General features: G+C 34.5%; 17 protein-coding genes, 4 pseudogenes, 1 riboswitch and 1 other annotated feature. Of the genes and pseudogenes, 6 read left to right on the top strand and 15 right to left on the bottom strand.

Annotation, left to right across the window (positions count from 1 at the left end):
• Positions 1-372: 372 nt before the first annotated feature.
• The 3 genes and pseudogenes from MKY70_RS12165 to MKY70_RS12155 all read right to left on the bottom strand — a co-directional run.
• Positions 373-732, bottom strand: a pseudogene (locus tag MKY70_RS12165) (MBL fold metallo-hydrolase); the annotation flags it as partial.
• A gap of 645 nt (positions 733-1,377) precedes the next feature.
• Positions 1,378-2,733 carry an RNA-guided endonuclease TnpB family protein gene (locus MKY70_RS12160; RefSeq protein ID WP_088032933.1) on the bottom strand — a complete coding sequence of 452 codons (1,356 nt, stop codon included), beginning with the start codon at positions 2,731-2,733 and terminating at the stop codon, positions 1,378-1,380.
• Between the two features lie 353 nt (positions 2,734-3,086).
• On the bottom strand, positions 3,087-4,400 hold the full coding sequence (locus MKY70_RS12155) for a hemolysin family protein (protein ID WP_033709060.1): 1,314 nt from the start codon (positions 4,398-4,400) through the stop codon (positions 3,087-3,089).
• 473 nt (positions 4,401-4,873) lie between these two features.
• Here MKY70_RS12155 and MKY70_RS12150 point away from each other — a divergent pair.
• A pseudogene (locus MKY70_RS12150) lies at positions 4,874-4,975 on the top strand (ArsR/SmtB family transcription factor); the annotation flags it as partial.
• Between the two features lie 11 nt (positions 4,976-4,986).
• On the opposite strand, the pseudogene MKY70_RS30830 reads toward MKY70_RS12150, so the two are convergent.
• Positions 4,987-5,685: pseudogene (locus tag MKY70_RS30830) on the bottom strand (DUF7003 family protein).
• 365 nt (positions 5,686-6,050) lie between these two features.
• Positions 6,051-6,224 (bottom strand): annotated as a pseudogene (locus MKY70_RS30825) (SAM-dependent methyltransferase); the annotation flags it as partial.
• Between the two features lie 141 nt (positions 6,225-6,365).
• On the opposite strand from MKY70_RS30825, the gene MKY70_RS12130 reads away from it, so the two are divergent.
• Entirely contained in the window at positions 6,366-7,103 is a 738-nt protein-coding gene (locus MKY70_RS12130) for a ZIP family metal transporter (protein ID WP_341024382.1), read from the top strand.
• 82 nt (positions 7,104-7,185) lie between these two features.
• Positions 7,186-8,886, top strand: a complete 1,701-nt coding sequence (locus MKY70_RS12125) for a pyruvate oxidase (protein WP_341024381.1) — start codon at positions 7,186-7,188, stop codon at positions 8,884-8,886.
• A 44-nt stretch (positions 8,887-8,930) separates the two neighbouring features.
• Here MKY70_RS12125 and MKY70_RS12120 read toward each other — a convergent pair whose 3' ends face one another.
• From MKY70_RS12120 to MKY70_RS12105, 4 genes are all read right to left on the bottom strand, one after another.
• Positions 8,931-9,935, bottom strand: a complete 1,005-nt coding sequence (locus tag MKY70_RS12120) for an ABC transporter permease (protein WP_341024379.1) — start codon at positions 9,933-9,935, stop codon at positions 8,931-8,933.
• A gap of 1 nt (position 9,936) precedes the next feature.
• Complete coding sequence (locus tag MKY70_RS12115) at positions 9,937-10,803, bottom strand: ABC transporter permease subunit (protein WP_341024377.1); 867 nt, start codon at positions 10,801-10,803, stop codon at positions 9,937-9,939.
• A 227-nt stretch (positions 10,804-11,030) separates the two neighbouring features.
• On the bottom strand, positions 11,031-12,914 hold the full coding sequence (locus tag MKY70_RS12110) for an FtsX-like permease family protein (protein WP_088032925.1): 1,884 nt from the start codon (positions 12,912-12,914) through the stop codon (positions 11,031-11,033).
• 13 nt (positions 12,915-12,927) lie between these two features.
• Positions 12,928-13,695, bottom strand: a complete 768-nt coding sequence (locus tag MKY70_RS12105) for an ABC transporter ATP-binding protein (protein WP_140152381.1) — start codon at positions 13,693-13,695, stop codon at positions 12,928-12,930.
• A 395-nt stretch (positions 13,696-14,090) separates the two neighbouring features.
• Here MKY70_RS12105 and MKY70_RS12100 point away from each other — a divergent pair, with 395 nt between their 5' ends.
• Together MKY70_RS12100 and MKY70_RS12095 are read left to right on the top strand one after the other, a co-directional pair.
• A complete protein-coding gene (locus MKY70_RS12100) occupies positions 14,091-14,573 on the top strand; it encodes a DUF2975 domain-containing protein (protein ID WP_341024373.1) in 483 nt (160 codons plus the stop codon).
• A gap of 10 nt (positions 14,574-14,583) precedes the next feature.
• Positions 14,584-14,802 (top strand): helix-turn-helix domain-containing protein, encoded by a 219-nt coding sequence (locus tag MKY70_RS12095; protein WP_341024371.1) that lies wholly within the window; start codon positions 14,584-14,586, stop codon positions 14,800-14,802.
• 165 nt (positions 14,803-14,967) lie between these two features.
• Here MKY70_RS12095 and thrS read toward each other — a convergent pair whose 3' ends face one another.
• From thrS to MKY70_RS12060, 6 genes are all read right to left on the bottom strand, one after another.
• Complete coding sequence (gene thrS / locus MKY70_RS12090) at positions 14,968-16,887, bottom strand: threonine--tRNA ligase (protein ID WP_341024369.1); 1,920 nt, start codon at positions 16,885-16,887, stop codon at positions 14,968-14,970.
• A gap of 304 nt (positions 16,888-17,191) precedes the next feature.
• Positions 17,192-17,415, bottom strand: a binding site (T-box leader).
• 121 nt (positions 17,416-17,536) lie between these two features.
• Positions 17,537-18,244 carry a pseudouridine synthase gene (locus MKY70_RS12085; protein WP_002085707.1) on the bottom strand — a complete coding sequence of 236 codons (708 nt, stop codon included), beginning with the start codon at positions 18,242-18,244 and terminating at the stop codon, positions 17,537-17,539.
• Between the two features lie 444 nt (positions 18,245-18,688).
• Entirely contained in the window at positions 18,689-19,054 is a 366-nt protein-coding gene (locus tag MKY70_RS12075) for a VOC family protein (protein ID WP_002031902.1), read from the bottom strand.
• Between the two features lie 99 nt (positions 19,055-19,153).
• Positions 19,154-19,783, bottom strand: coding sequence for a YdbC family protein (locus MKY70_RS12070; protein ID WP_088032915.1), 630 nt, complete (start codon positions 19,781-19,783; stop codon positions 19,154-19,156).
• A 24-nt stretch (positions 19,784-19,807) separates the two neighbouring features.
• On the bottom strand, positions 19,808-20,065 hold the full coding sequence (locus tag MKY70_RS12065; protein WP_341026383.1) for a PhzF family phenazine biosynthesis protein: 258 nt from the start codon (positions 20,063-20,065) through the stop codon (positions 19,808-19,810).
• Between the two features lie 156 nt (positions 20,066-20,221).
• Positions 20,222-21,040, bottom strand: a complete 819-nt coding sequence (locus MKY70_RS12060; RefSeq protein WP_088032911.1) for a nucleotidyltransferase — start codon at positions 21,038-21,040, stop codon at positions 20,222-20,224.
• A 435-nt stretch (positions 21,041-21,475) separates the two neighbouring features.
• A riboswitch (glycine riboswitch) is annotated at positions 21,476-21,595 on the top strand.
• A gap of 107 nt (positions 21,596-21,702) precedes the next feature.
• Between MKY70_RS12060 and MKY70_RS12055 the strand changes: the two genes are divergently transcribed.
• Entirely contained in the window at positions 21,703-23,070 is a 1,368-nt protein-coding gene (locus MKY70_RS12055; RefSeq protein WP_002012784.1) for an alanine/glycine:cation symporter family protein, read from the top strand.
• Positions 23,071-23,087 lie beyond the last annotated feature (17 nt).

Below are 23,087 nucleotides of genomic sequence, written 5' to 3'. Positions count from 1 at the left end.
CACCTAGTAATCCCTGCCTCGTGTATTCATGTGTAGAAATCCCCCCGAGGTAGACTACCTAGCTCCCTAATTAGTACTAAACTTGAGAACCCTGACTCAAGAGCTTAACTGTGAGTTATACCTTCTCAGGACAAAGCAAAAGAGATCGACTACATAGTTATCTTCCTCAGATTAACTACATAGTCTATCTCTCTAGTTACTTGTTCGTATACGAGCTAGACAAATCTACTAATTCAACTTTCTTGCCTACCTCACAAGTTTCAACTGAATAGTTATTGACTCACAAGATTGTAACCTCTATAATTTTCCTAAATGAATAACTAAAAGAGTGGTCACTCACTCATAGATAACACCTCATCAAGCTTAACATCTACCTTCTTTCACTCGTGCGTCCAATGCCTCATCCGACCACTCATAAGAAACAAGTGTGTTCATCTCTTTTTTTGTTTCAAAATGTGCGATAGACAATGCATTTTGTAATACAGGCAATCCAAAAATATGATCCCAGTGCCAATGCGTTAATGCTACAAAATCAGGATTTGAGATATTTTTCTCTTTTAGCATTTCTAAAAACAATTGTGTATGTGCTTCTGAATTACCTGCATCTATCATCAAATTCTTTTCTTTTCCAACTACCATTCCTAAGATAGGTCTATCAGTCTCGGAAACAGGTGTCATGTACCAAAATGCGTTTCCTATTTTTTTAATTTGCTGCATAACTATTGCCTCCATTTTATGACTGTGTAACAATTTCCAGCCGAGAAAATTCTTTATTTTGTATTTTGATTACTAGTAAATAACAATGTCAGAAATGAAATCATTCTACATTTTTTATTATCTAGTGGAATACAAATACTAATTTCAACAAGGGCATCCTTTCTCAACATTTGTTACTTTTAATCTATTTTACGCTACGAATTTACATTTAAATTATATTACAATTTGTATAAATGAGATACATTTTACAATATCGAAGGGGTGTTGAACCTGGAATGCAAAGGAACCAATCATGCCCTATTTCGGTAATGTGTTAACAGGTAAAAAGTTGATCAATGAATTTAATAAGGAGGGCTACCATGTTATCAGCTGAGTCAACTATCCCCACTGAGATGAAGCGTTTCAGTGGGGGCTTGAGTTAGAACTCTAGGTCTTTTCATCTATCACTAGACAGTTGACGCTCTAGCATTCATGCCACCTCACAGTAACACCCCAAGTATGTTTTTGGTTGGTACTAGAAACGAATAATCGTTTCCCCACTTGCACCACCCTTTCGAAAAAGAGCAGTTCTTCCTTATAGAAGAAGCCACCACTCAGATGAATCCGGCGTGTGCTACAGGCCCCGACAAGTCGAGTACACATGGATGGTTGACACATCCACTAAGCTATGCGTGAAGCAACAGCCTTACGTTTTTGCACTTCTAATAGAATCGGCGTTTTCACTTTAAGATTGTCATCCAATTCTACAACTCTTGATTTTTGCAATGTATTCAACGCACCATTTATATCAGCGTGAATACATGTTCCTGATTTACTTTGATACAGACCACGAGTGATTCGTTTGCCACTAAAGCGATAATGAGTCCTATCCTCCTTAGACCAAACTGGAATCTTATCTTTATCAAGAAAACTAGCTTTTGAAGTATAGCTTTCTTCTTGTTTTAAAAATCGTATACCTGCTTTTATACATTTATTCTCAATCGCTGCAATCAGTTTATGAAATGGGATTTGAACAAATTTTTGATTATTCTTTTTCCCCATATCAGATTTTTGTTTCCAACCAGTGTTATACCCTACGACAACCATATCTATGTTACATGCTTTCACTTTTTTGAACAACAAGCCGACAGTTTGTGAAATGTAACCATTTATTTGTCGTTCCCGTTTATGCCAAAGTGCAGCCATTTTGTTCGTTACAACTCGTTTAGAAAGTCCATTTTCCACATTTTTCAGTTGGAGATTACGTATCATTTTGTTGAAGTACTGGTTAATAGATTTTAGTTTTTTTCCATCAATTAAAAATGCATCACCTGTATTTGTTACGCAACTTAATAATCTATCTACACCTAAATCGCAACTCAAAGCGTTACTAGTAGTCGTGGATGGTTTCTTCATTTGAGAAACGTGCATTTCATATGTGTAATGCACCTCAAAGAACCGACCTTTTTGCTTCGGTACAATCTCAATGTAGGAGATTTTTTTATTTCTTACATTTTTAGGCATACGTATTTTAATGGAACCGAATTTTTTCCTGAATGCAACATTCATTGGAATCATCCAATACCCGTTATCATCCACTTTTGGAACTTGATAGATTTCAATAATTCGTTTGTCAGTTGAACCAGAATAATTCGGAAACTTAGGACGACCTGCGAAGGTTTCAGGTTTTTTCTTCCACTGTTCCAATCCTTTAAAAAAGCTTTTTACTTCTGTAAATAAGGATCTACGAATCGCTTGAACAGAGTTTGATTGAATGCCCCAGTAATTCATATCGGCTTGCATGGCAGTGTCCACTTCTTTTACAGTAGCCATCTTGTTATTATTCAAGTAACTTTGTTTAATTGTGTATAATCCAACATTTCGCAACGCTTTTGAACTATGTGACATGCGTTGCAGTAAGCGAAATTCTTTCGCAGTAAGGCAAGCTCGTCCGATATTCTGTTTCTGCGTGAATCGTTGTATGTTTTCTCTTTTCTTTTGTTTACGTAATACTTTCACTGCTTTCTTTCTAGCCATTGTTTTCACCACCTTTCTCAGAGGGTTTATTAAAATCATTAGTTACTTTTAACAAATCAATATTTGGAACAAAATGTGAACATGGTCTTCATCGTAATTCCTTTTAGCGCAAGTAACCGAATGATTATTATTATCCAATTTCGTTGTCTTACGATATATTCCCTCCTTATCTAAGGGCAGATTATATCGTAAGACAAAAAGAAACAAATATTCGCCCTCAAAAAATTGTTATGAACGAAACAAAAGAGTTCAGCCTACCTTCTGACGGCAATTCATCTACACCTGAATTGTTGGGTTTCACCCGTAACACAAATCAGATGGAGTCTTCTTGCCAAAAAGGATAAAAGCAGCAACTATACAGTTGCTGCTTCCAACATTTCTTTTTGTATTTCAACACGTTTGATTTGGTGAGGGTCTTTAGAAAGAATTTTAAATGCATATCCTTCGCTATTCACTGTTTGCCCTTCCTGGATATCATAATTCTGCATCAGAATCCAACCACCAATCGTGTCAACATCACTATCATTCATATGTAATCCTAGTAAATCATTTAATTCGCTAATTAATACTTTACCTTCTACGACAACATGACCTTCATTCATTTGCTGGATGGGCGGACGCTCATCTTCATCGTATTCATCACGTATTTCTCCTACAATCTCTTCCAGTATATCCTCAATGGTTACAATACCAGCCGTACCGCCGTATTCATCATATAACACAGCCAACGGAATACGTTTCTTTTGCATTTGTAGTAAAAGATTATGTATTGGTATGGTCTCAATTACTTCAATTACTGGACGCGTATACGATTGAATAGAATTGAATTCTTTTATTTCCTTATTCATATAACGAATAAAGAAGTCTTTCACATTCACCATGCCAATGATTTCATCTTTATCTTCCCCAAATACTGGGTAACGTGTATACTTTTCATCACGGATTATTTTCATATGGTCTGCTAAAGAATTATCTACATGTAACCCTATAATTTCTGTACGGGGGACCATGATTTCTTTCGCAATACGATTATCAAATTCAAAAATATTATTTACATATTTGTATTCAGCTTGATTAATTTCTCCACGTTCATAACTTTCAGAAAGAATCAATCGTAATTCTTCTTCTGTATGTGCTACATCATGCTCTGATGCAGGTTTTAAGCCGAACATTCCTGTTATCATCCTTGCAGAGCCATTTAACAAGCGAATAAACGGATACATGATTTTGTAGAACCAGATAAGCGGAGCCGAAAGTAATAAAGTAACCTTCTCAGCCTTTTGAATCGCGAATGTTTTTGGTGCTAATTCACCAACTACAACATGTAAGTACGTCATAATAGTAAAAGCAATTCCTAAAGATAATACACCTGCAATGGAAGGATTGATGTTCCACTTATCAAATAAAGGATGTAAAAGTCTCTCAATCGTTGGTTCACCTAGTGCCCCGAGTCCCATTGCTGTAACTGTAATCCCTAATTGACAAGCTGACAAATACTCATCCAAGTTTGATGTCACTTTCTTAGCTGCCAGCGCACCTTTCTTTCCTTCTAATACAAATTGATCAATCTTTGATCCTCTTACTTTTACAATAGCAAACTCAATTGCTACGAAAAATGCAGTACATGCGATTAAAACCACTACCATGATTAAATTAAATATGTCCAACTAATTCCCTTAGCTTCCTTGAAACTAAAGGATTCACCTCCTGATATATTTTCTCTTTCCAGACCTACTTCATACACATTGACATGAGATTGTATAAAATCTACATTCTCAAAATGATGAGGGGTACTCTGAGAAAATCGAGGTCATTTAGCCACCTATCCGAGTCAACATCTGAGTCCAATACATTTCCACCGCCTTGATTAAATTATCTATATGTTAGCATGAGAAATAAATCCCAGTCAACGTTTACATTTTGTATACCCTGAAATTCAAACAAAAAGCTTCTCTTTCCTGTGACATAAAACCTCTTAATGTGTGCATCAAACACTATAACATTTCCTTCGCTGCCACTAACTATATTATTTTTTTGTTCATTATTTCCATTCCTTCTCACATTAAAAATAAAGCGAAGAAACATTTATCAATCTTTTTTTAAAATATTTTGACACACATATTAATATTAACTAATACGATTGTTCAACTCAAATGATTTAGATGTGAAAGCGAAGTTCATACATGGCTTTACCGATAAAATAATATTACAAATGCTTCAATGTATCATAGGTGGGGAAAAACAGTTTCTTATTTAAATGTCATCCTCTTCTTGTTTTTCAAAATCACTCCATGTCCAATTGGTCCAATCATTATTTACTTTCCCTACAGTTATCAAATTCACATTATTTAATTCAATCGCTTTAGCTAAACTTTGAAAGAATATGCTCTCACTCGGTTTTTGATCATCACTTATATCAGGATGTTCCCATTCTTCTGTTTGATAAAATAGCTTTGGTTTAAATTCTGCATTGGTTTCATCTAATATGTCCGAGGGATTTACCCAGAATTTCTCCTTATATTTAGAAGTTAAAAAACGAATAAGTTTGGTAGGATGAAATGAATCTGTTTCAATTCCTAAACGCTTATACTCTTCTACAGTTGGTGTTAAAGTGATACGTTCTCCTTTCAAAAGTAACTCCATATGAAAAGGATCTACAAGGAAATGATCTTCATCATCGTACCAATATTCTTCATTTACAAGCGTTAAGATTTAATCGAAACATGAAAAGAATCCTTGCTGTCTCATGCTATTACTATACACATAGAAGTTATTCGATATCTCAAGGTTTGCATCAACGCCCACAACCTCAAATACAATGAGCCACTTGCCTTCCTCTCGAAAAACAGATATCCTGGATTGTGCTAAGTCAAAATTATAGTTATCAAGTACTGGAAAATCAAACTCCTCCGCGTACCTATCTAGTGTTTCAAGTATTTTTTTTGCTTTCATAACATTACTCTCCATAAAGTTAGTATAGTAAATTTTTATTACATTCGTTTTTCTTTATTTAACTCATAAACATTATCTAAATACCAGGACATTTTTTTATGTCCCTCTAAACTGGCAACCATCCAGTTTTATTTATTTGTATATTATATAAAACTCTAATGGCACAGTAAACAACATTTGATTATGACGCTATCCTTCATTTTCTTTATAATTGTATTTTCACAGTCCCCACCATAGCACTCCACTGCAGCTCCTCTTATTCTTCCTTACAATTAAAACAAAGACACATAGTCTATTGTTAATGTGAAATACAGTTTGATCATCTTTTCTAATAACTTACTATATAACAATCGGACGCATTTCTATATAAACGCGTCCGTGACTCTCCCTGTTCCACATGCACTATCTAAAATCCATTCATTTTGTATATTTAATTTTTGCGCCCATGATAGTAAAAACGGAAAATCTGAAAAACTTTTATTTTCTATATCATATCGTTTTGGATTTTCATATTCAGATAAGTTCCATTTTGTTTGCACTTACATTCCCCATTTCATTTTAATATATAATTTATAATGAATTTACAGTTTTTTCTCTATAATTAGTCATAATAATTTGGACTAATCTCCCTCCCCCATTAGTAAGCTGAAAACAAGGGGATAGAATTGGAGTGTGATGATATGGAACGTTTATGGATTCCTATAATCGTTACGTTTTTTTCGTTCGGTGGATTACTATTAGGAGGTGCTGTTGGAATAGCAACACGCCAACTAATTGAAGAAAAGATGCATCGCTTATACGCATTATGTGGTGGGATTTTGCTTGGGCTTTTATCACTTGAAATTATTCCTGAAACATTTTCAAGCTATGAAATAATTGGGCCTATGCTCGGTATAGCTATCGGTATTTTAGTTATGAGCTTATTAGATAACTATTGCCATCATCCGATTATACATAAGAAAGATCAACAAGCATGGCAAACCTTCCTTTTTCTTTCTTTCGCTATATTCATTCATAATATGCCGAGTGGATTTGCGTTAGGAACAGCGTTTATAAATCATAATGACTCTGCCATTCCTTTCTTACTTGCGATTGTCATTCACCATATTCCAGAAGGGTTAGCTTTAATTATTCCATTTCTCTTTACAAAACATAAATACATTTCATTTTTATTAACAACTTTATTACTTTCTCTTATCCTAGGGACCGGTACTGTTTTTGGCATTATGATGGACGGGAAAGCTCTCCATTTACAAGGACTTATTATGGGAAGCGCAATTGGTTCTCTTGGCTATGTCACAATTCACGAAATGCTTTGGAAAGCAAAAAAACAGCTACCTTTCCTTCCGTTTCTATCGTGGTCTATTAGTGGATTTTTACTAATAACAGCCTTCACTCTTTTCACTGGACACCATTAAAACAAATAAGTTATATCATTTGTATATTTTTCCTTTTTCTCCAAAACATAATAGTATCTACCTATTAAAAGGAGGAACGATTATGTTTGGGAAAACAGCCGGTGAAGCATTAGTAGATCTTTTAATTGATTGGGGCGTAGAACACATATATGGTATGCCTGGAGATTCCATTAATTCTATAATTGAAGCTTTAAGAAAAAAACAAGATAAAATTAAATTTATTCAAGTTCGCCATGAAGAAGCTGGCGCGTTAGCAGCGGCGGCATATGCGAAATTAACAGGAAAACTTGGTGTTTGTATGGCTATTGCAGGACCTGGAGCTATTCATTTATTAAATGGTTTATACGATGCAAAACTCGATCAAGCTCCTGTATTAGCAATTTCAGGACAAGTAGAAACCGACTTACTCGGAACGGATTTTTTCCAAGAAGTAAACTTAGAAAGAATGTTTGATGACGTTGCGGTTTATAACCAGCGTATTATGTCAGCAGAACAACTACCTGCTGTAGTGAATCAAGCGATTCGAATGGCCTATACGAAAAAAGGTGTATCGGTTCTTACTATTCCAGATGATGTTCCGAAATTCGAAGTAAAAAATGGTGCCCGTGTTACAAACACTTCTTTTACATTGCCTGATTTATTTCCACAAGAAGAAGATTTAGCTGTAGCGAAACTCGCACTTAATGAAGCGAAAAAACCTGTTATTTTAGCCGGGAAAGGAGCTAAACATGCGAGAGATTCTTTACTTGCATTTGCAGAACATATCGGTGCTCCAATCGTACTTACATTACCAGCTAAAGGGATTGTTCCTGATGAACACCCTCTTTGTATCGGTGGATTAGGATTAATCGGGACGAAACCTTCTTATGAAGCAATGAAGCATGCAGATACTTTAATTATGGTTGGTACTTCTTATCCGTTCACTGGTTTCTTACCCGAAAAAGCAAAAACACTTCATATTGATACAGACCCTGCACAAATCGGGAAACGTTATACGACAGATATCGGCTTAGCTGGTGATGCTGATAAAACATTAAAATGGTTAATTGAAAATGTAGAAAAACACGAGGACCATTCCTTCTTAGAGCAACATCAAGAAATGATGAAAAAGTGGGAAGAAAAATTACACACTCAAGAAGAAGATTCTTCTACTCCAATTAAACCACAACGAGTTATGCATGCATTGCAGAAAGTAGCAGAAGATGACGCAATTCTTTCAGTCGATGTCGGAAATGTAACAGTATGGACTGCAAGGCACTTCCGTATGACAAACCAGAAATTTATCATTTCTAGTTGGCTTGCAACACTTGGCTGTGGTTTACCTGGTGCACTTGCTGGACAAATTGCTTTCCCAGATAAACAAGTGTTTGCAGTTTGTGGTGACGGCGGGTTTGGAATGACAATGAACGACTTCGTAACAGCTGTTAAATATAAACTACCAATTGTTGTCGTTGTATTAAACAATAATAAAATCGCAATGATTAAATTCGAACAAGAAGTTATGGGAAATATTGAATTTGGTACAGACTTAACGAATCCTGATTTTGCAAAATATGCTGAGGCGTGCGGTGGTATTGGATACCGCGTAGAACAGTTAGATGACTTACTTCCCGCCTTTGAAAATGCAGTAAAACAAAATAAACCGTGCATTATTGATGTAGTTGTAGATGTAAATGAAGCACCAATGCCAGCAAAAATCACATTTGGTCAAGCAGCTGGTTATACGAAACATATGATAAAAGAATTATTTGAAGAAGGTACGATTGATTTACCACCACTTTAAACAAAAAAGATAGCTGAAAACAATTTGTCTTCAGCTATCTTTCTTTATTTTTGTACCTCTTTATAGAAAGAAAAATCATTCATAGTAGGTTGTACTTGCTTCTCTACTTTCACTTCTTTATCCTTCCTCTTCGGCATTCTTACATTTCCTAATTTAATCGCATCTTGCATACTATTACTAATAAGATTTCCTGACAAAATTGTCATACTATAAAAAGCAATCGGAATAAGTACAATCCATGTATGAGTAGTTAAGTGACGGAAGTTTTGACCAATTAGGCCAGTCCATTCCTTTGTGACACTATCTGCATCTATACCGCCAAAAATTATTGTTCCGCCAAAAAATAATTCCAACAAACCAAGATGCAAGAGGAGCAATAAAGTACTTACAAATTGCTGGGCTACTAATAAAAGAAATGATGGTAACATATGCGGCCATACATGGCGTTTCAACCTCTGCCACTTACTTCCGCCGAGCACAGTGGCCGCCAACATAAATTCTTCATTCTTAATACGTTTTACTTCTTGCGCCACATACAACATAACAGTCGGTACAGCAAGGCACGCAAGAACTATAATTTGAAACGCAACCCGTAAATGAAACGGAGCAGCAGCCTCTCCACTTTCGAACGTTAAAACTGCATTTAACATAAAATAGGAAATCATAATCATTGGTACAATACTAAACGGATCAAAAAAAGATGAGATAACTGGAAATGAGCGTTTACTGTACATACCAAGTAATAAACCAATAGCTCCTCCAATTACTACACGTAAAACTGCGATAACGATACTTGCACCAACTGTCCATTTCGCTCCTTCTATTATTAACTGGAACAGGTCACGGCCTTTCTCATCAGTTCCGAACCAAAATTTACTCGACGGTGAAAACGGAGCAGCCTCTAATTCTCCTTTTTCGTTATACATCATCGTTAGTTCACGAATATTCCCATCGAAAAACAGCGTATTTCCAATACTAACAATCATTAGTACACTCAAAAAAGTAACACCTAGCCAAAATCTCACATCTCTTTTTACAACTTGCCACATGTTACACACGCTCCTTTATAACATTTTGTAAAAGCGTATGTAATAAACGAAATAGTATAAAAAGCGGTACGTATAATAAAACTAAACTCACTGTAAATATTTCTAATTTTGAATTTTCTTTCACGAAAACGAACATACCGTACGTATTAAACAGCCATTCAATAATATATAAGTTTGATAACATAAATAAAATATTCGTTTTTGCATAATAGACTGTTGTTAACAGGACATTTCTTGAAATATGGTGCGTCAAAATATGTCTTAAACTTAGCCCTTTACTCTTAGCAAATATACTATAATCTTTCTCTAATTCTTCTCTGAAACGTAATAGTAGTAACTTAATAAATAATAATGTTGTAGGTAAAGTAAGGCATATTATTGGTAACAGGCGAGCCCTTTCCTCTCCAAGTCCTGCAAATTTCACTGGCATAAAACCTGTCTTTTGAAAGATTATTACTACTAGAAGTTGAGATAATAAAATTAATAAAATGTCCGGAATACTTTCAAGTGCGACGAAAATCCCATTCCACATACGTTGCTTTGATTGAGAGCGCTGTAATACCCACACAACGATAAGATACGCAATAAGTAAAGATAGTATAAATGCCGAAATAAATACAAACATTGTCTCTATATAATGAATCCATACTTGTGGAAATAACTTTCTTGAATTCCGAAATCCATACGTAATTTCACCTGGTTGAAGTAACTTCTCTCCAAGAAACACAACTGTGTTCCAAAAACCGATTAGATCAATTTGTAATCCCTTAAATAGACGCGGTAGTGCCCCTAAAAATAGAATACAAATAAGCGCCGCAAATAATTGTAAACATGTAACCCCACACCACTTACCAATTCGAATGAACATAACTATTACCCCTTCTGTTTAAATGAATATTCAGAAATGAAATTCATGTATAGTACCTATACCTTGTAAGGAGATACCCTTTCTCTCGACAAAACATATCGATTTCCGTCATTTCTCGGAAGTCATATTATATTTTTCGACCATTATCCAATCTTTTCCTTCTTTATAAAGAACATACTATTAAAAAAGCCCTTGTTTTCATACAAGGACTTTTCCATTAAACTGTTTTATTTCACTACTTCCTCTTTCGGCATTACCATACCTTTATAAAGTTGGACAGTAATCCAATAATAAATGAAATAAATTACTAAGAAGATTCCTATTGGCATCCACACTTTTACAAACGGGTCTACTAATATGAAGCTGAATAAGTTAAGCCCTACTAAAACGTGGGAAATTCCAATAATTGCTGGAAAGATAAATAAATATGAGATTTCTTTATATATACTTTTTGTCAGCATACTACGTCTCACACCGATTTTTCGTAACATTTCATAACGGCGTATATCACGAGAAGCGCCCGTTAATATTTTGAACATAAGGGAACTTGCCATCATTGCTAAAAAGGCAATTCCAAGGAAAAATCCCATAAACATTGTCCCACTCATGAAACTGTTCATAAACTGATAAGTTGTCATTTTCGTAAATAAGTCTACTTTTGCACCTGTTGTTTTTTCAATTTGTTCTTTTTGTCTCTTGTCTATTTCGATCAATAACGGTTTATATTTTTTCATATCATCTACTTTTGCTAATGTCACAGTGTGTTCTGTTCCTTGAATTCCTTTATAATGCTCTTCATCAGCAATTCTTACAGGTTTTCCGTTAAATTGATTATGTGTAATTTGTATTTCTCTTACAACCGCATCTTCCCAATCTTTTGGCATACGAGGAAGCTTATTCGCTACTTCGGGAGCTTCCAAAGCAGAATAGACAGGTTCAGTTAAAGGTTCAGCTACACGTTTACGAGCAGGTTCTTTTAAAGTTTTTGTATCAAAATGATCAGAAATGAGTGGCGGTTTCGCAGTTAAATCGTTACGTAAGTAATAAACTGCTTCTCCATCTACTTTATACTTATACTTGCTTTCTTCAACAATTTCCATTTCTTTTAATGCTGCTTTATCTTGTTCATTTGGATCATGAATTACGACATCATATACACGTGAGAAGTCTGTCATAATACCTACATTCTTTTGAAACGCCATACCTGCTGTCATTGCACCTGCACCTAATGCAATTAACATCGCTACAGTGCCTAGTACCCTCGATAAACTAGTTACTCGAAAACGTAACTGTGCATAAGTAAAACTATTTAATCCCGTTTCATTTCGTTTTTTATTTCCCTTAATTTTCATTACAAAAAGTGGGAGCAACGAGCTAAAAATAAAATACGTTCCTACTGTCGTAACAATTGTCGCTATTATAAATCCTAGTTCAGCAAACATTTTTATATTCACCATAAAATAATATCCTGTACTTACTAGCAATACACCTAGTACTGTCATAATAACAGTGCGAGTCTTACTTTTCTTCACCTCATCTTGCGTTTCATCTTCACGTATTAACTCTAATTCTGTTTTACGTAATAATCGGAAACTATTCATTAAACCAGTAATGAAAAATAATATTAAGAAGAAAATAGATGTAACTAATATAGCTGGTGTGTACACAGATGCGTAATTACCTTTTGCTGAAATTTCCATTCCATTCATTAAAAAATTCCCTGCTACACTAGCGAGTACTATTCCTACTAAAATACCGATAATAATACTGACAATCCCCATACCAAAAGTCTCAATAAATAATAATTGCGCTACTTTTTTCTTTTTCGCTCCAAGCATCATGTACATACCGAGTTCTTTTCTTCTTAATGTAAGTAAAAAAGAATTGGCATATATGATGTAAAAAACTGTAATGAAAGAAAGCAATATTGCTCCAACCCAAAAGACGAGCCTAATACTACCAATGAGACTATTATCTTTTGTAAATTCACTATTCATCGCCATCGTTTGGAACATGTAAAAAATACTAATACTAATGACTAGACCAATAAGTAAAACCATATAATCCTTTAACATTTTTTTCATACTATGACGTGATAATTTGAATAACATAGTCTCGCCCCCCTTACTTCGACTCAGTTGCTGAGCCCATTTGGGCAAGCACACCTAAAATATCTTGATAGAAATTTTCTCGTGTTCCTTGACGTTTTAACTCTTTATAAAGAAGTCCATCCTGTATAAATAAAATACGTTCACAATAGCTCGCACTAAATGCATCGTGTGTTACCATCAAAATACTTACATTGTGATTTTCATGTAAATCTTGCATCGCTTCTAATAAACTTTTTGCATTTTTACTATCAAGTGCTCCTGTCGGTTCATCTGCTAATACGATTGCCGGATTATGTACTAAAGCTCGTGCTGCCGCTGTTCTTTGTTTTTGTCCACCAGAAACAGCAGTTGGATATTTAGTTAAAATTTCAGTAATCCCTAATTTCTTTGCTACTCCATTTACCTTCCCAGTAATCTCACTTGACGGTACACCTTGCAAAGAAAGTGGTAAAGCGATATTTTCATAAATTGATAAATTTTCTAGTAGATTAAAGTCTTGAAAAATAAATCCTAATTTTTGAGAACGAAAATCTGATAATGCATTCCCCTTCATAGAAGTAATATTTGTGCCAGCTATTGTTACACTACCACCTGTCGCTTGATCAAGTGTACTAATCACATTTAGTAATGTCGTTTTACCAGATCCAGAAGGACCCATAATCCCTACAAACTCTCCTTCTTTAATACTTAATGAAACACCCCTTAATGCTTTTGACTGGTTCTCATTTCTTTTCCCATACGTTTTTTCTACACTTTCTACAGTAACTACATTTGTTGACATCTCTTTCACTCCATCCCTTTTGTATAGTATTAATTTCTCACATATTCCTTATCTTTTTCTCATGTAAATCCTTAATATTTTTTTAATTTTTCAAACAGAAAGAAATACATAAGTAGCATGAACCTATTTCCTACTTCCTACTTCCTATTCTCACTTTTCTAAAACTCGTTCATTCGATTTCCCTTACATTTACCTTACATTTTTGTAAGGTAAAAAAGAAAACAAACACTTCATAAGAGCATTTCTTTGGAATGAGAAATGCTTTTTATTTTTATCAAAATTAAAAATATAATTCAATAACAATAATAACACATTAAAAAACAATACAATTTTATTGCAAAACAATAAATCTCATGATAAAATCATGTTGTTATTACATAAGCGAGGTGCTTTTTATGAAACAAGTTACGACACTCTTTTTAAAGCTAGCTATTATTTTTATAGGAATCCCAGTTTTTGCATTGTGCATATTTTTGGTGCCTAAGATCGGGAATTTTGCTGGAGAATTGTATCCAGATATTGCTTATATGCAATATCTTGTTTTAATCGATATTTACGCGGCAGCGATACCTTTTTACTTTGCTCTGTATCAAGCTTTTAAACTTTTAAGCTATATTGATAAGAACCAAGCGTTCTCGGAATTATCGGTAAAGGCTTTAAAGAATATAAAATACTGCGCCATCACGATCAGTACCTTGTACTTACTAGGTATGCCACTCTACTATCTCATGGCGAAAAAAATTGATCCTCCAAGTTTCATACCAATCGGATTGGTCATCATTTTCGCCTCTATGGTGATCGCCGTTTTTGCTGCTGTTCTCCAAAGGCTTTTACAAGAAGCTATTAATATAAAATCAGAAAATGATTTAACGGTCTGAGGTGGAGGATATGGCAATTATTATTAATATTGATGTGATGTTAGCAAAACGAAAAATGAGCGTAACGGAGCTTTCGGAGAGGGTCGGGATTACGATGGCAAATCTTTCTATTCTGAAAAATGGGAAAGCAAAAGCGGTTCGTTTTTCAACATTAGAAGCGATATGTAAGACTTTAGATTGTCAACCAGGTGATATTTTGGAGTACAAAAGCGACAAATACACTCAATAAAAACAAATAACAAATTTCTTCAACCAATGGGATTAGATTGTGAAATTAAGATGAAGGGATAGCAATTAAGCTATCCCTTCTCTTCGTTTATTATTGTTATTTAATATATCTTTAATTACTTTAACTTCAGTATTACATATTAATGGTGTGTTTTATTATCAATCTCTATTTCCTATTTTTTATTTCCTCTTTCATACTTCCCACAAACGCATTTAGTTCAACAACTTCTGACTTCTCTTCACCATATTTCCGTACATTTACAGCTTCGCTTTCCATCTCCTTATCTCCAATAACAAGAACATACGGAACTTTTTGCATTTGCGCTTCTCTAATTTTATATCCTAACTTTTCATCTCGTATATCTCGTTCGACACGAATTCCGGCTTGTGCTAATTTATCTGCAATCCTATTTGCATATTTTTCATGCACTACATTTGAAACTGGAATTACTTTCACTTGAACCGGTGCCACCCACGCTGGGAACGCGCCTCCAAAGTGTTCAATTAATATCGCTAAAAAGCGATCTAAAGATCCTAATACAGCGCGGTGGATTACAACCGGTCTTCTTTTTTCATTATTTTCATCTATATAATTTAAATCAAATTTTTCTGGCATTTGGAAATCAAGTTGGACTGTTCCGCACTGATGACTTCTATTTAAAGCATCTTTAATATGGAAATCAATTTTCGGACCGTAAAATGCACCGTCACCTTCATTTAATCTATATTTATAATTTAATGACTGTAATACATTTTCTAATGCCAATTCTGCTTGCTCCCATAATTTATCATCACCCATTGAATCTTCTGGACGAGTAGAAAGCTCTACTTCATACTCGAAACCAAAAGTTTTATACACATAGTCAATTTGCGCCAACACTGATTTGATTTCATCTTCAATTTGTTCTGGTGTTACAAATAAATGAGCATCATCTTGGCAGAAAGTACGAACTCTTAATAATCCGTTTAAAGCGCCACTAAATTCATGTCGATGCACTTGACCGAACTCACACATACGAATCGGTAATTCACGATAAGAATGTAATTTATTTTTAAACATAAGCATATGGCCTGGGCAATTCATCGGTTTTAACGCAAAACTTTTATGATCTACTTCTGAGAAATACATATTGTCTTTGTAATGTCCCCAGTGTCCTGACTTCTCCCATAATTCTTGATTCATCATAAATGGAGTACGCACTTCTTGATAATTGTACTCATTTTGAATTTCTCTTAAAAATGCTTCTAATTCATTGCGAATAATCTGTCCTTTTGGCAAGTAAAAGGGCATTCCCGGAGCCTCTTCCGAAAACATAAACAATTCAAGTTCACTACCTAATTTCCGATGATTTCTCTTTGCGGCCTCCTCAACAAAATGTAAATACTCTTCTAATTTTTGTTGAGAAGAGAAAGCAACACCATATATACGCTGAAGCACTTGATTGTTACTATCGCCTCGCCAATATGCACCAGAAACATGAGTTAATTGAAATGCTTTCAAATAACCAGTAGATGGCAAATGTGGTCCTCTACATAAATCTACAAATTCACCTTGTTTATACAGTGTTACACTTTCCCCATTAGGAATTGCTTCTAAAAGCTCTAATTTCAAACTATCATTCATTTCTTGAAACAATTCTTTTGCTTCTTCTCGAGAAACCTCAACTCGCTCTATCTTTACATTTTCATTTATAATATTTTTCATTTCTTTTTCTATTTTCGGTAAATCTTCTACGTTTACACTACTTTGAAGATCCATGTCATAATAGAATCCATTTTCAATGACTGGCCCTACACCAAGGTTTACATCACCATAAATTCTTTTTACAGCTTGCGCTAATATATGTGCCGCAGAGTGTCTTGCAATTTTTACCCCTTCATCTGAATCCATAGTAATGATTTCAACTTTCGCACTTTCTTCAATGTTTCGTCGTAAATCAAAAGACTTATCATTAACTTTTCCTGCGACTGCTTTCTTTTTCAAGCTACTACTAATTGCCCCAGCAATTTCTTCTAAAGTAATGCCTTTCACAAATTCTTTAACGCTACCATCTGGAAATTTAATTTCGATCATCTGTTCTTTCATTTTTCATCTCTCCATTTCATAATAAAAAGCACACTCATCCCTAAAATAGGGACGAGTGTGCTTTTACCCGTGGTTCCACCCAGATTCCCATCGCAAATATACAATGGCTTCTTTTACGGTAACGTCGTTTACACGGCACTAGATACTTGATTTCCCCAGTACAGCTCTAAGGTGGTAAGTTATTTTACTGCGTTAGGAGGTTCTCAGCTTTTCTTCCTTTTCTGTATAACCGTTTAAAATAACTCGTGTCCTTTTCTTCGCTTATTATGAAATAAAATATAAAAAAGCATATTCATCCCTAGTAAATAGGGACGAATATGCTTATATTCGTGGTTCCACCCAGATTCCCATCACAAAAAACATAATGGCTTCTTTTGCGATAACGTCGCTTACACGGCACTAGATACTTGATTTCCCCAGTGCAGCTCTAAGGTGGTAAGTTATTTTACTGCGTTAGGAAGTTCTCAGCTTTCCTTCCTTCTCTGTATAACCGTTTAAAATAACTCGTGTCCTTTTCTTCGCTTTTGTAACAATTACATTTATTGTTATTTAATATATCCTATTCATTTTATTTTTACAAGTGTTAAAAATATATTTTTTATTCAAAAAAAAGAAACCAAAAACATTTTTTGGTCTCCCCTTCTCTTTTTTACCAATCTTGTGGTTCGTAATTTAAGTCTGAAAATAGGCGTTTTTTCTCTTTTTTCGATAAATCTCTCCACTGTCCGACTGGTAAATTATTCAACTCAATATTCATAATTCTCGTACGTTTTAACGTGTATACTTGATAACCCAAAGCTTCACACATACGGCGAATTTGACGATTTAGCCCCTGTGTTAAAATAATTTGGAACTCATATTTTGATAACTGTGTTACTTCACAAGGAAGTGTTTTTGTATCTAAAATTTTAACACCTGCTGCCATTTTTTCTAAAAACTCCGGTGTAATCGGCTTATCTACTGAAACGATATATTCTTTCTCATGTTTGTTTTCAGCACGTAAAATCTCATTAACGATATCGCCATCATTCGTTAACAAAATTAAACCGTCTGAGTCTTTGTCGAGACGTCCGATGTGATTAATTCGTAAAGGATGATTCACTAAATCGATAATATTACCTTTTACTGCTTTTTCACTTGTACATGTAATACCTACTGGTTTATTTAAAGCGATATACACATGGTCTCGAGCAATACGAAGTTGCTCTCCATTTACTCGTACGTCATCACCTGGATTTACTTGGTCACCAATTTTTGCAACCTTACCGTTAATAATTACTTTTCTCTCGTTAATTAACTTATCTGCTCCACGTCGAGACGCTTTTCCAGCTTCACTAATAAATTTATTGATACGCAAGTTAGGCACATCCTTTTCATAAAAAATTTCAAGCTCACACTGCTTCTACCGTACAATACAAAAGGGTAAGCCTCCTATTATAACTTAAATATATTAACATGAAAGGGTATATGACGTCTTCACTTAATTACATGTTTACACGAAAATAATTGGTCCTCTTTTCCTTTTCACCTCAAACTGTTTAGCAGTCAATAGATTAACCCTTGAATATAACATCATTTATTTACTTTTTTCATAGATAATATACCGATATAAGTTTGATTAATCATGCCTAAATAACTCACAATATGTGAAAAATAAAAAAGAACCCTTTTGAAAATAATCAAAATGGATCCTTCTTCAACTAAACGAATACTAGTTTTTATACAAAAGTGTTCAATAATTATAATCTTTGATAGAAAACATCGTTCAACAAACAAAATAGTCTCGAACTCCCCTAATTTTTTACGCTTCACTATTTTCTTCACATACTCCAAAAAGAAGCCCTTGATTATCTATACAATAAGCAAAGTAACCCATATTAGGAATAGCAGTTTTAGGTACAACTACTTGTCCACCATTTTCAATAACTTTATTTATGTACTCATCAACTGAAGGTACTTCAATCGAATTAGTTGTCCTAGTAGCACCATCAGGTGATTTCATTAATCCACCATCGATACCAGGTCTATCACTCTCACCTGTAATTATGAACCAATAGTCATGTGGCCCAGGCATTTTTTCAAACTTCCATCCAAAACTATTTGTATAAAATTGAATAGCTTCTTCAGGGTTTGGGACTTGCAATTCAAATCTTAAAACTCTACTCATTTAAATATCTCCCCTCTTATTCTTATACAAAGTAATTGCACAAGGACTAATGTTCTGTATTGAATTTTTCGAAACTAGCTACTTTAATAAGTTCTAACTTTATTTAGAAGCGGCAACAGACCATTCTTCCTTCCGAATAACTCTCTTCCCATTTATATTTTCAACATACTCATTTACATTTGCTGACTGATATAACTCTGGGAAAATTTCTTTCATATAGAGTTCGTGTGCTATTTCATCTTGCCAATACGTTAATACTATGTAACGATTTTCAGTCTTTAAAGACTTCCCAACAACTCCACCTAACATTCCTTTTGCATTTTCCATTCCTTTATTCCAAATTGTTTCTTGCGTATGTAAAAAATACTTTTCTTTTCCTTCTTTCACATCGCAAATTGCAACTCTTACAAATGACCCTTGTGCAGTTACGTCTTTCAAAGGAGTTTCTGTTATATCATACAACGTTTGAAACATTTCAATATTACAGGAAATATATGTGCCTTCTTGATTACTATTTAAAAAAATTGTATCATGAGCATCATTCATGAATGATTGATATGCATTTCTATCTTCCCATAAAGTATATACACACGCTTCCCCTTCATTCCACCCACCAAATTGTCCATAGAATCCGTCTAAACACTGTAAATCACGCCATTTTTCTTGCGCATCAGAAAACAATTCCCTTTTCTCTTCTTCCACCTTGCAAAATATTGTTTTTAATAGCATTTCTAATCCCCCTTATGATACGGTTCATTTCCCACTTGCAATACTTTCTATTTTTCCACCAACGCAAACATTAATTTTACTCTCAATCATCTCTGCTTCTATATGTATTAGAGAATGGCGATTTATCTCATCCCCTTGTCCAACATGCATATTTATCTTTTCCGTTCCAAAATAACGATATTTTATAAGATACGCCGCTAAACATCCATTTGAGCTTCCTGTTGCCACATCCTCTGTGATTCCATAATAATCTGCAAAATCACGGACATTAAGATCATTGATTCCCTAACTATAAAATTCCTAATTTTCCATAAATAACGCAAGTTGATTACCTGAATACTTGCCTTGCGAGAATACATCCACAATGTAAAAATCCCAATATCTCTCCTCTCTTCTATTCTTCAATACAATCTGTTTACATAATGAAATTATAGTTTATTAAATTTGTATATTTTTCAAAGGATCCTCTGCTTTTTCTATCAACCAATCACCAAACGTATCTAAAAATGATAAGATTTCTTCTATATCTTTTATCGGTTCAATTACATATTGTAGTGCTTTCCTCATATTTTTTTCTTGTTCGGGAAAATGCTTACTAAATAACTCATATGCTGGATATAAGTCCCTGGAATACAGCCCTTCTCTATCAATTGTTAATGCTAGACCTGCCCTGACTACAATCTTCATGATCCAACGACAACAATCCTCTATATCATCTACGTCCTTATTATGAATTAACTCTTCGTGTGTTTGTTCAATTTGTTTCCGCAAATGAATGAGATGTTCATACACTATCTCCTGACTTACTTTATATTTAGGTAAATATAATTTTACGTCTTCACCTAATATACATACACTATGTGTCTGAATCATAAATCCTATAAAAGAAAAATCCTCTGAGTTTATTACTTCTTTTTCACTATAAAAACTTAACTCCACTCCTGATATACAATTAAACTGCTTTGTAATTTGGACTTCTAGCTCCTTTCTCCAGCTTAAGTCAATTACTTGAGGATTCTTTCGAACTAATATAATCATATCTACATCTGCAACCCCTTCTATCCCAATCCCTCTTGGAATAGAACCCCTTATATAAACACTGTGCAAATCATCCCGCAAAAATTGACAACAAGTATCCTTTATTTCTTGTATTACCTCCAAAAACACAGGCTGAATTTTATTAAAATGTGCATCGTTTATAATAAATCCTTCATCATCCACAGGACAAAAACGCCCTATTTTTTTTATTCTTGGCAATTTATCAACTCATTTCCCTATAAAATATTGGTTTATTCCACACATACAACAATTATAATTCAAATAATTCAGAATTGAAAATTTGAAAGTAAGACATAAATAATCCTACATTGTTACGTCCTATCTCTTTTATCACCATTCATTTTTCGAATATATAATAAGTAATCTCTCCTGAGATCATAAAATAGAAGATAAATTAGGAATACCAAAAAAATAAGTTTATTTACTATTTCAAAATAAAAAATGATTGCATTTCACTAATTGTATATCTATAATGTTTTTATTGATTCTATACAGAATCAATGCGTTTAAGTTTTTAATTTTATAATTCGGATGAACCATTCAGGAGAAGGTCTATTGATCTACCGACGGGGCAAAAAGTTGCTGAACCAACTTTGAAACTCTCAGGTCTTGTTTACAAGTAGAACTGCATGGGGACGAATCTCTGGAGAGACTCCCTCTCGCTTAATATAGCGCGGAGGAAAACGAGCACCGAAGGAGCAAATCCGCTAATCTAGCGGATAATCTCTCAGGTAAAAGGACAGAGACAAGCGAAAGAAAATGCCGATTTGTATCGGTTTATTTTTCTATCCCTTGTTTCTCCAGAGACCATTTCATTTCCTTGAAGTGGTTTTTATTTTTTCTAAAAAAGGAGAATACAGATGGAGACAGTAAGTAAAGTATTAGAACAAATTAATCAGTATGTGTGGGGGTTACCAACTTTGTTGCTACTCGTTGGAACTGGTATCATTCTCACAGTGCGCTTAAAAGGTTTACAGTTTAGTAAACTAATATACGCTCACAAGCTAGCTTTTAAAAAATCAGAGGATACATCATCTTCTGGAGATATTAGTCACTTCCAAGCACTGATGACAGCTATGGCTGCAACGATTGGTATGGGAAATATAGCAGGTGTCGCAACTGCTGTGACAATCGGTGGACCCGGCGCAATCTTTTGGATGTGGATTACTGCTTTATTTGGAATGGCAACAAAGTATGCCGAAGCAATCCTTGCGGTGAAATACCGTGTTAGTAATGAAAATGGTGAATACTCCGGTGGACCAATGTATTATTTAGAACGTGGTTTAGGGAAAAAATGGCTGGCTGTTTTATTCGCTATATTCGGCACAGCTGCTTCTTTCGGTATCGGTAATATGGTTCAATCTAATTCAGTTGCAGAGGCAATGCGAATCAATTTTTCTTTCCCTCCTGCATTAACTGGTATACTCATGTCATTCTTAATCGCTATCGTTATTTTGGGCGGTGTAAAAAAGATTGGTAGAGTTACTGGATATATCGTTCCTATTAAAGCATTCTTTTATATAATCGCTGGCCTTATTATTATTTTCTATCACTTTGATCAAATTCCAGAAGCATTTTCACTTATTTTTTCTGGTGCATTTCAAGGTACTGCAGCCGCTGGTGGTTTTATCGGAGCAACAGTTGCATCTGCAATTCAAATAGGAATGGCACGTGGTGTATTTGCTAACGAGGCTGGTTTAGGGAGTGCTCCTATTGCTGCGGCTGCTGCCAAAACAGATTCACCTGCAAAACAAGCTTTAGTTTCTATGACTGGTACTTTTCTAGATACATTTATTGTATGTACAATTACGGGGCTAGTATTAATTACTACAGGCGCATGGAAATCAGGTAAAACTGGTGTTGAAGCTACAACATTAGCATTCCAATCCGTATTCGGTACTGCTGGTAGTATGATTCTCGGTATCGCCATTATATTATTCGCCTACTCTACTATTTTAGGTTGGTCGTATTACGGAGAGAAGTGTGTAGCTTATTTATTCGGACAAGGTGCTGTACGATATTATAAAGCAATCTTTATCGTTATGATTGCAATAGGTGCTAATTTAAAGCTAGGTGTCGTATGGACATTTGCCGATATTGCAAATGGACTTATGGCGATTCCAAACTTAATTGGTCTAATCGGATTAAGTGGTATTGTTGTCGCTGAAACGAATCGCTTTTTACAAGCAGAGAAATTGAAAGAAAGTCATAAAAAACAGGCAAGTTAATCACTAAAAAAAGGAAT

Source organism: Bacillus sp. FSL R9-9492, assembly GCF_038007365.1.
Taxonomy (GTDB): domain Bacteria; phylum Bacillota; class Bacilli; order Bacillales; family Bacillaceae_G; genus Bacillus_A; species Bacillus_A mycoides.
The sequence above is the reverse complement of the archived record's forward strand: the minus strand, read 5'-3'. Positions and strand labels throughout refer to the sequence as shown.

Excerpts from the sequence above, each read along its gene's own strand:
- MKY70_RS12095 (WP_341024371.1), top strand. The coding sequence starts at position 14,584 with ATGGCAATTATTATTAATATTGATGTGATGTTAGCAAAACGAAAAATG.
- MKY70_RS12100 (WP_341024373.1), top strand. The coding sequence starts at position 14,091 with ATGAAACAAGTTACGACACTCTTTTTAAAGCTAGCTATTATTTTTATA.
- MKY70_RS12120 (WP_341024379.1), bottom strand. The coding sequence starts at position 9,935 with ATGTGGCAAGTTGTAAAAAGAGATGTGAGATTTTGGCTAGGTGTTACT.
- MKY70_RS12070 (WP_088032915.1), bottom strand. The coding sequence starts at position 19,783 with ATGCTATTAAAAACAATATTTTGCAAGGTGGAAGAAGAGAAAAGGGAA.
- MKY70_RS12055 (WP_002012784.1), top strand. The coding sequence starts at position 21,703 with ATGGAGACAGTAAGTAAAGTATTAGAACAAATTAATCAGTATGTGTGG.
- MKY70_RS12105 (WP_140152381.1), bottom strand. The coding sequence starts at position 13,695 with ATGTCAACAAATGTAGTTACTGTAGAAAGTGTAGAAAAAACGTATGGG.
- MKY70_RS12125 (WP_341024381.1), top strand. The coding sequence starts at position 7,186 with ATGTTTGGGAAAACAGCCGGTGAAGCATTAGTAGATCTTTTAATTGAT.
- MKY70_RS12110 (WP_088032925.1), bottom strand. The coding sequence starts at position 12,914 with ATGTTATTCAAATTATCACGTCATAGTATGAAAAAAATGTTAAAGGAT.
- MKY70_RS12115 (WP_341024377.1), bottom strand. The coding sequence starts at position 10,803 with ATGTTCATTCGAATTGGTAAGTGGTGTGGGGTTACATGTTTACAATTA.
- MKY70_RS12075 (WP_002031902.1), bottom strand. The coding sequence starts at position 19,054 with ATGAGTAGAGTTTTAAGATTTGAATTGCAAGTCCCAAACCCTGAAGAA.
- thrS (WP_341024369.1), bottom strand. The coding sequence starts at position 16,887 with ATGAAAGAACAGATGATCGAAATTAAATTTCCAGATGGTAGCGTTAAA.
- MKY70_RS12160 (WP_088032933.1), bottom strand. The coding sequence starts at position 2,733 with ATGGCTAGAAAGAAAGCAGTGAAAGTATTACGTAAACAAAAGAAAAGA.
- MKY70_RS12130 (WP_341024382.1), top strand. The coding sequence starts at position 6,366 with ATGGAACGTTTATGGATTCCTATAATCGTTACGTTTTTTTCGTTCGGT.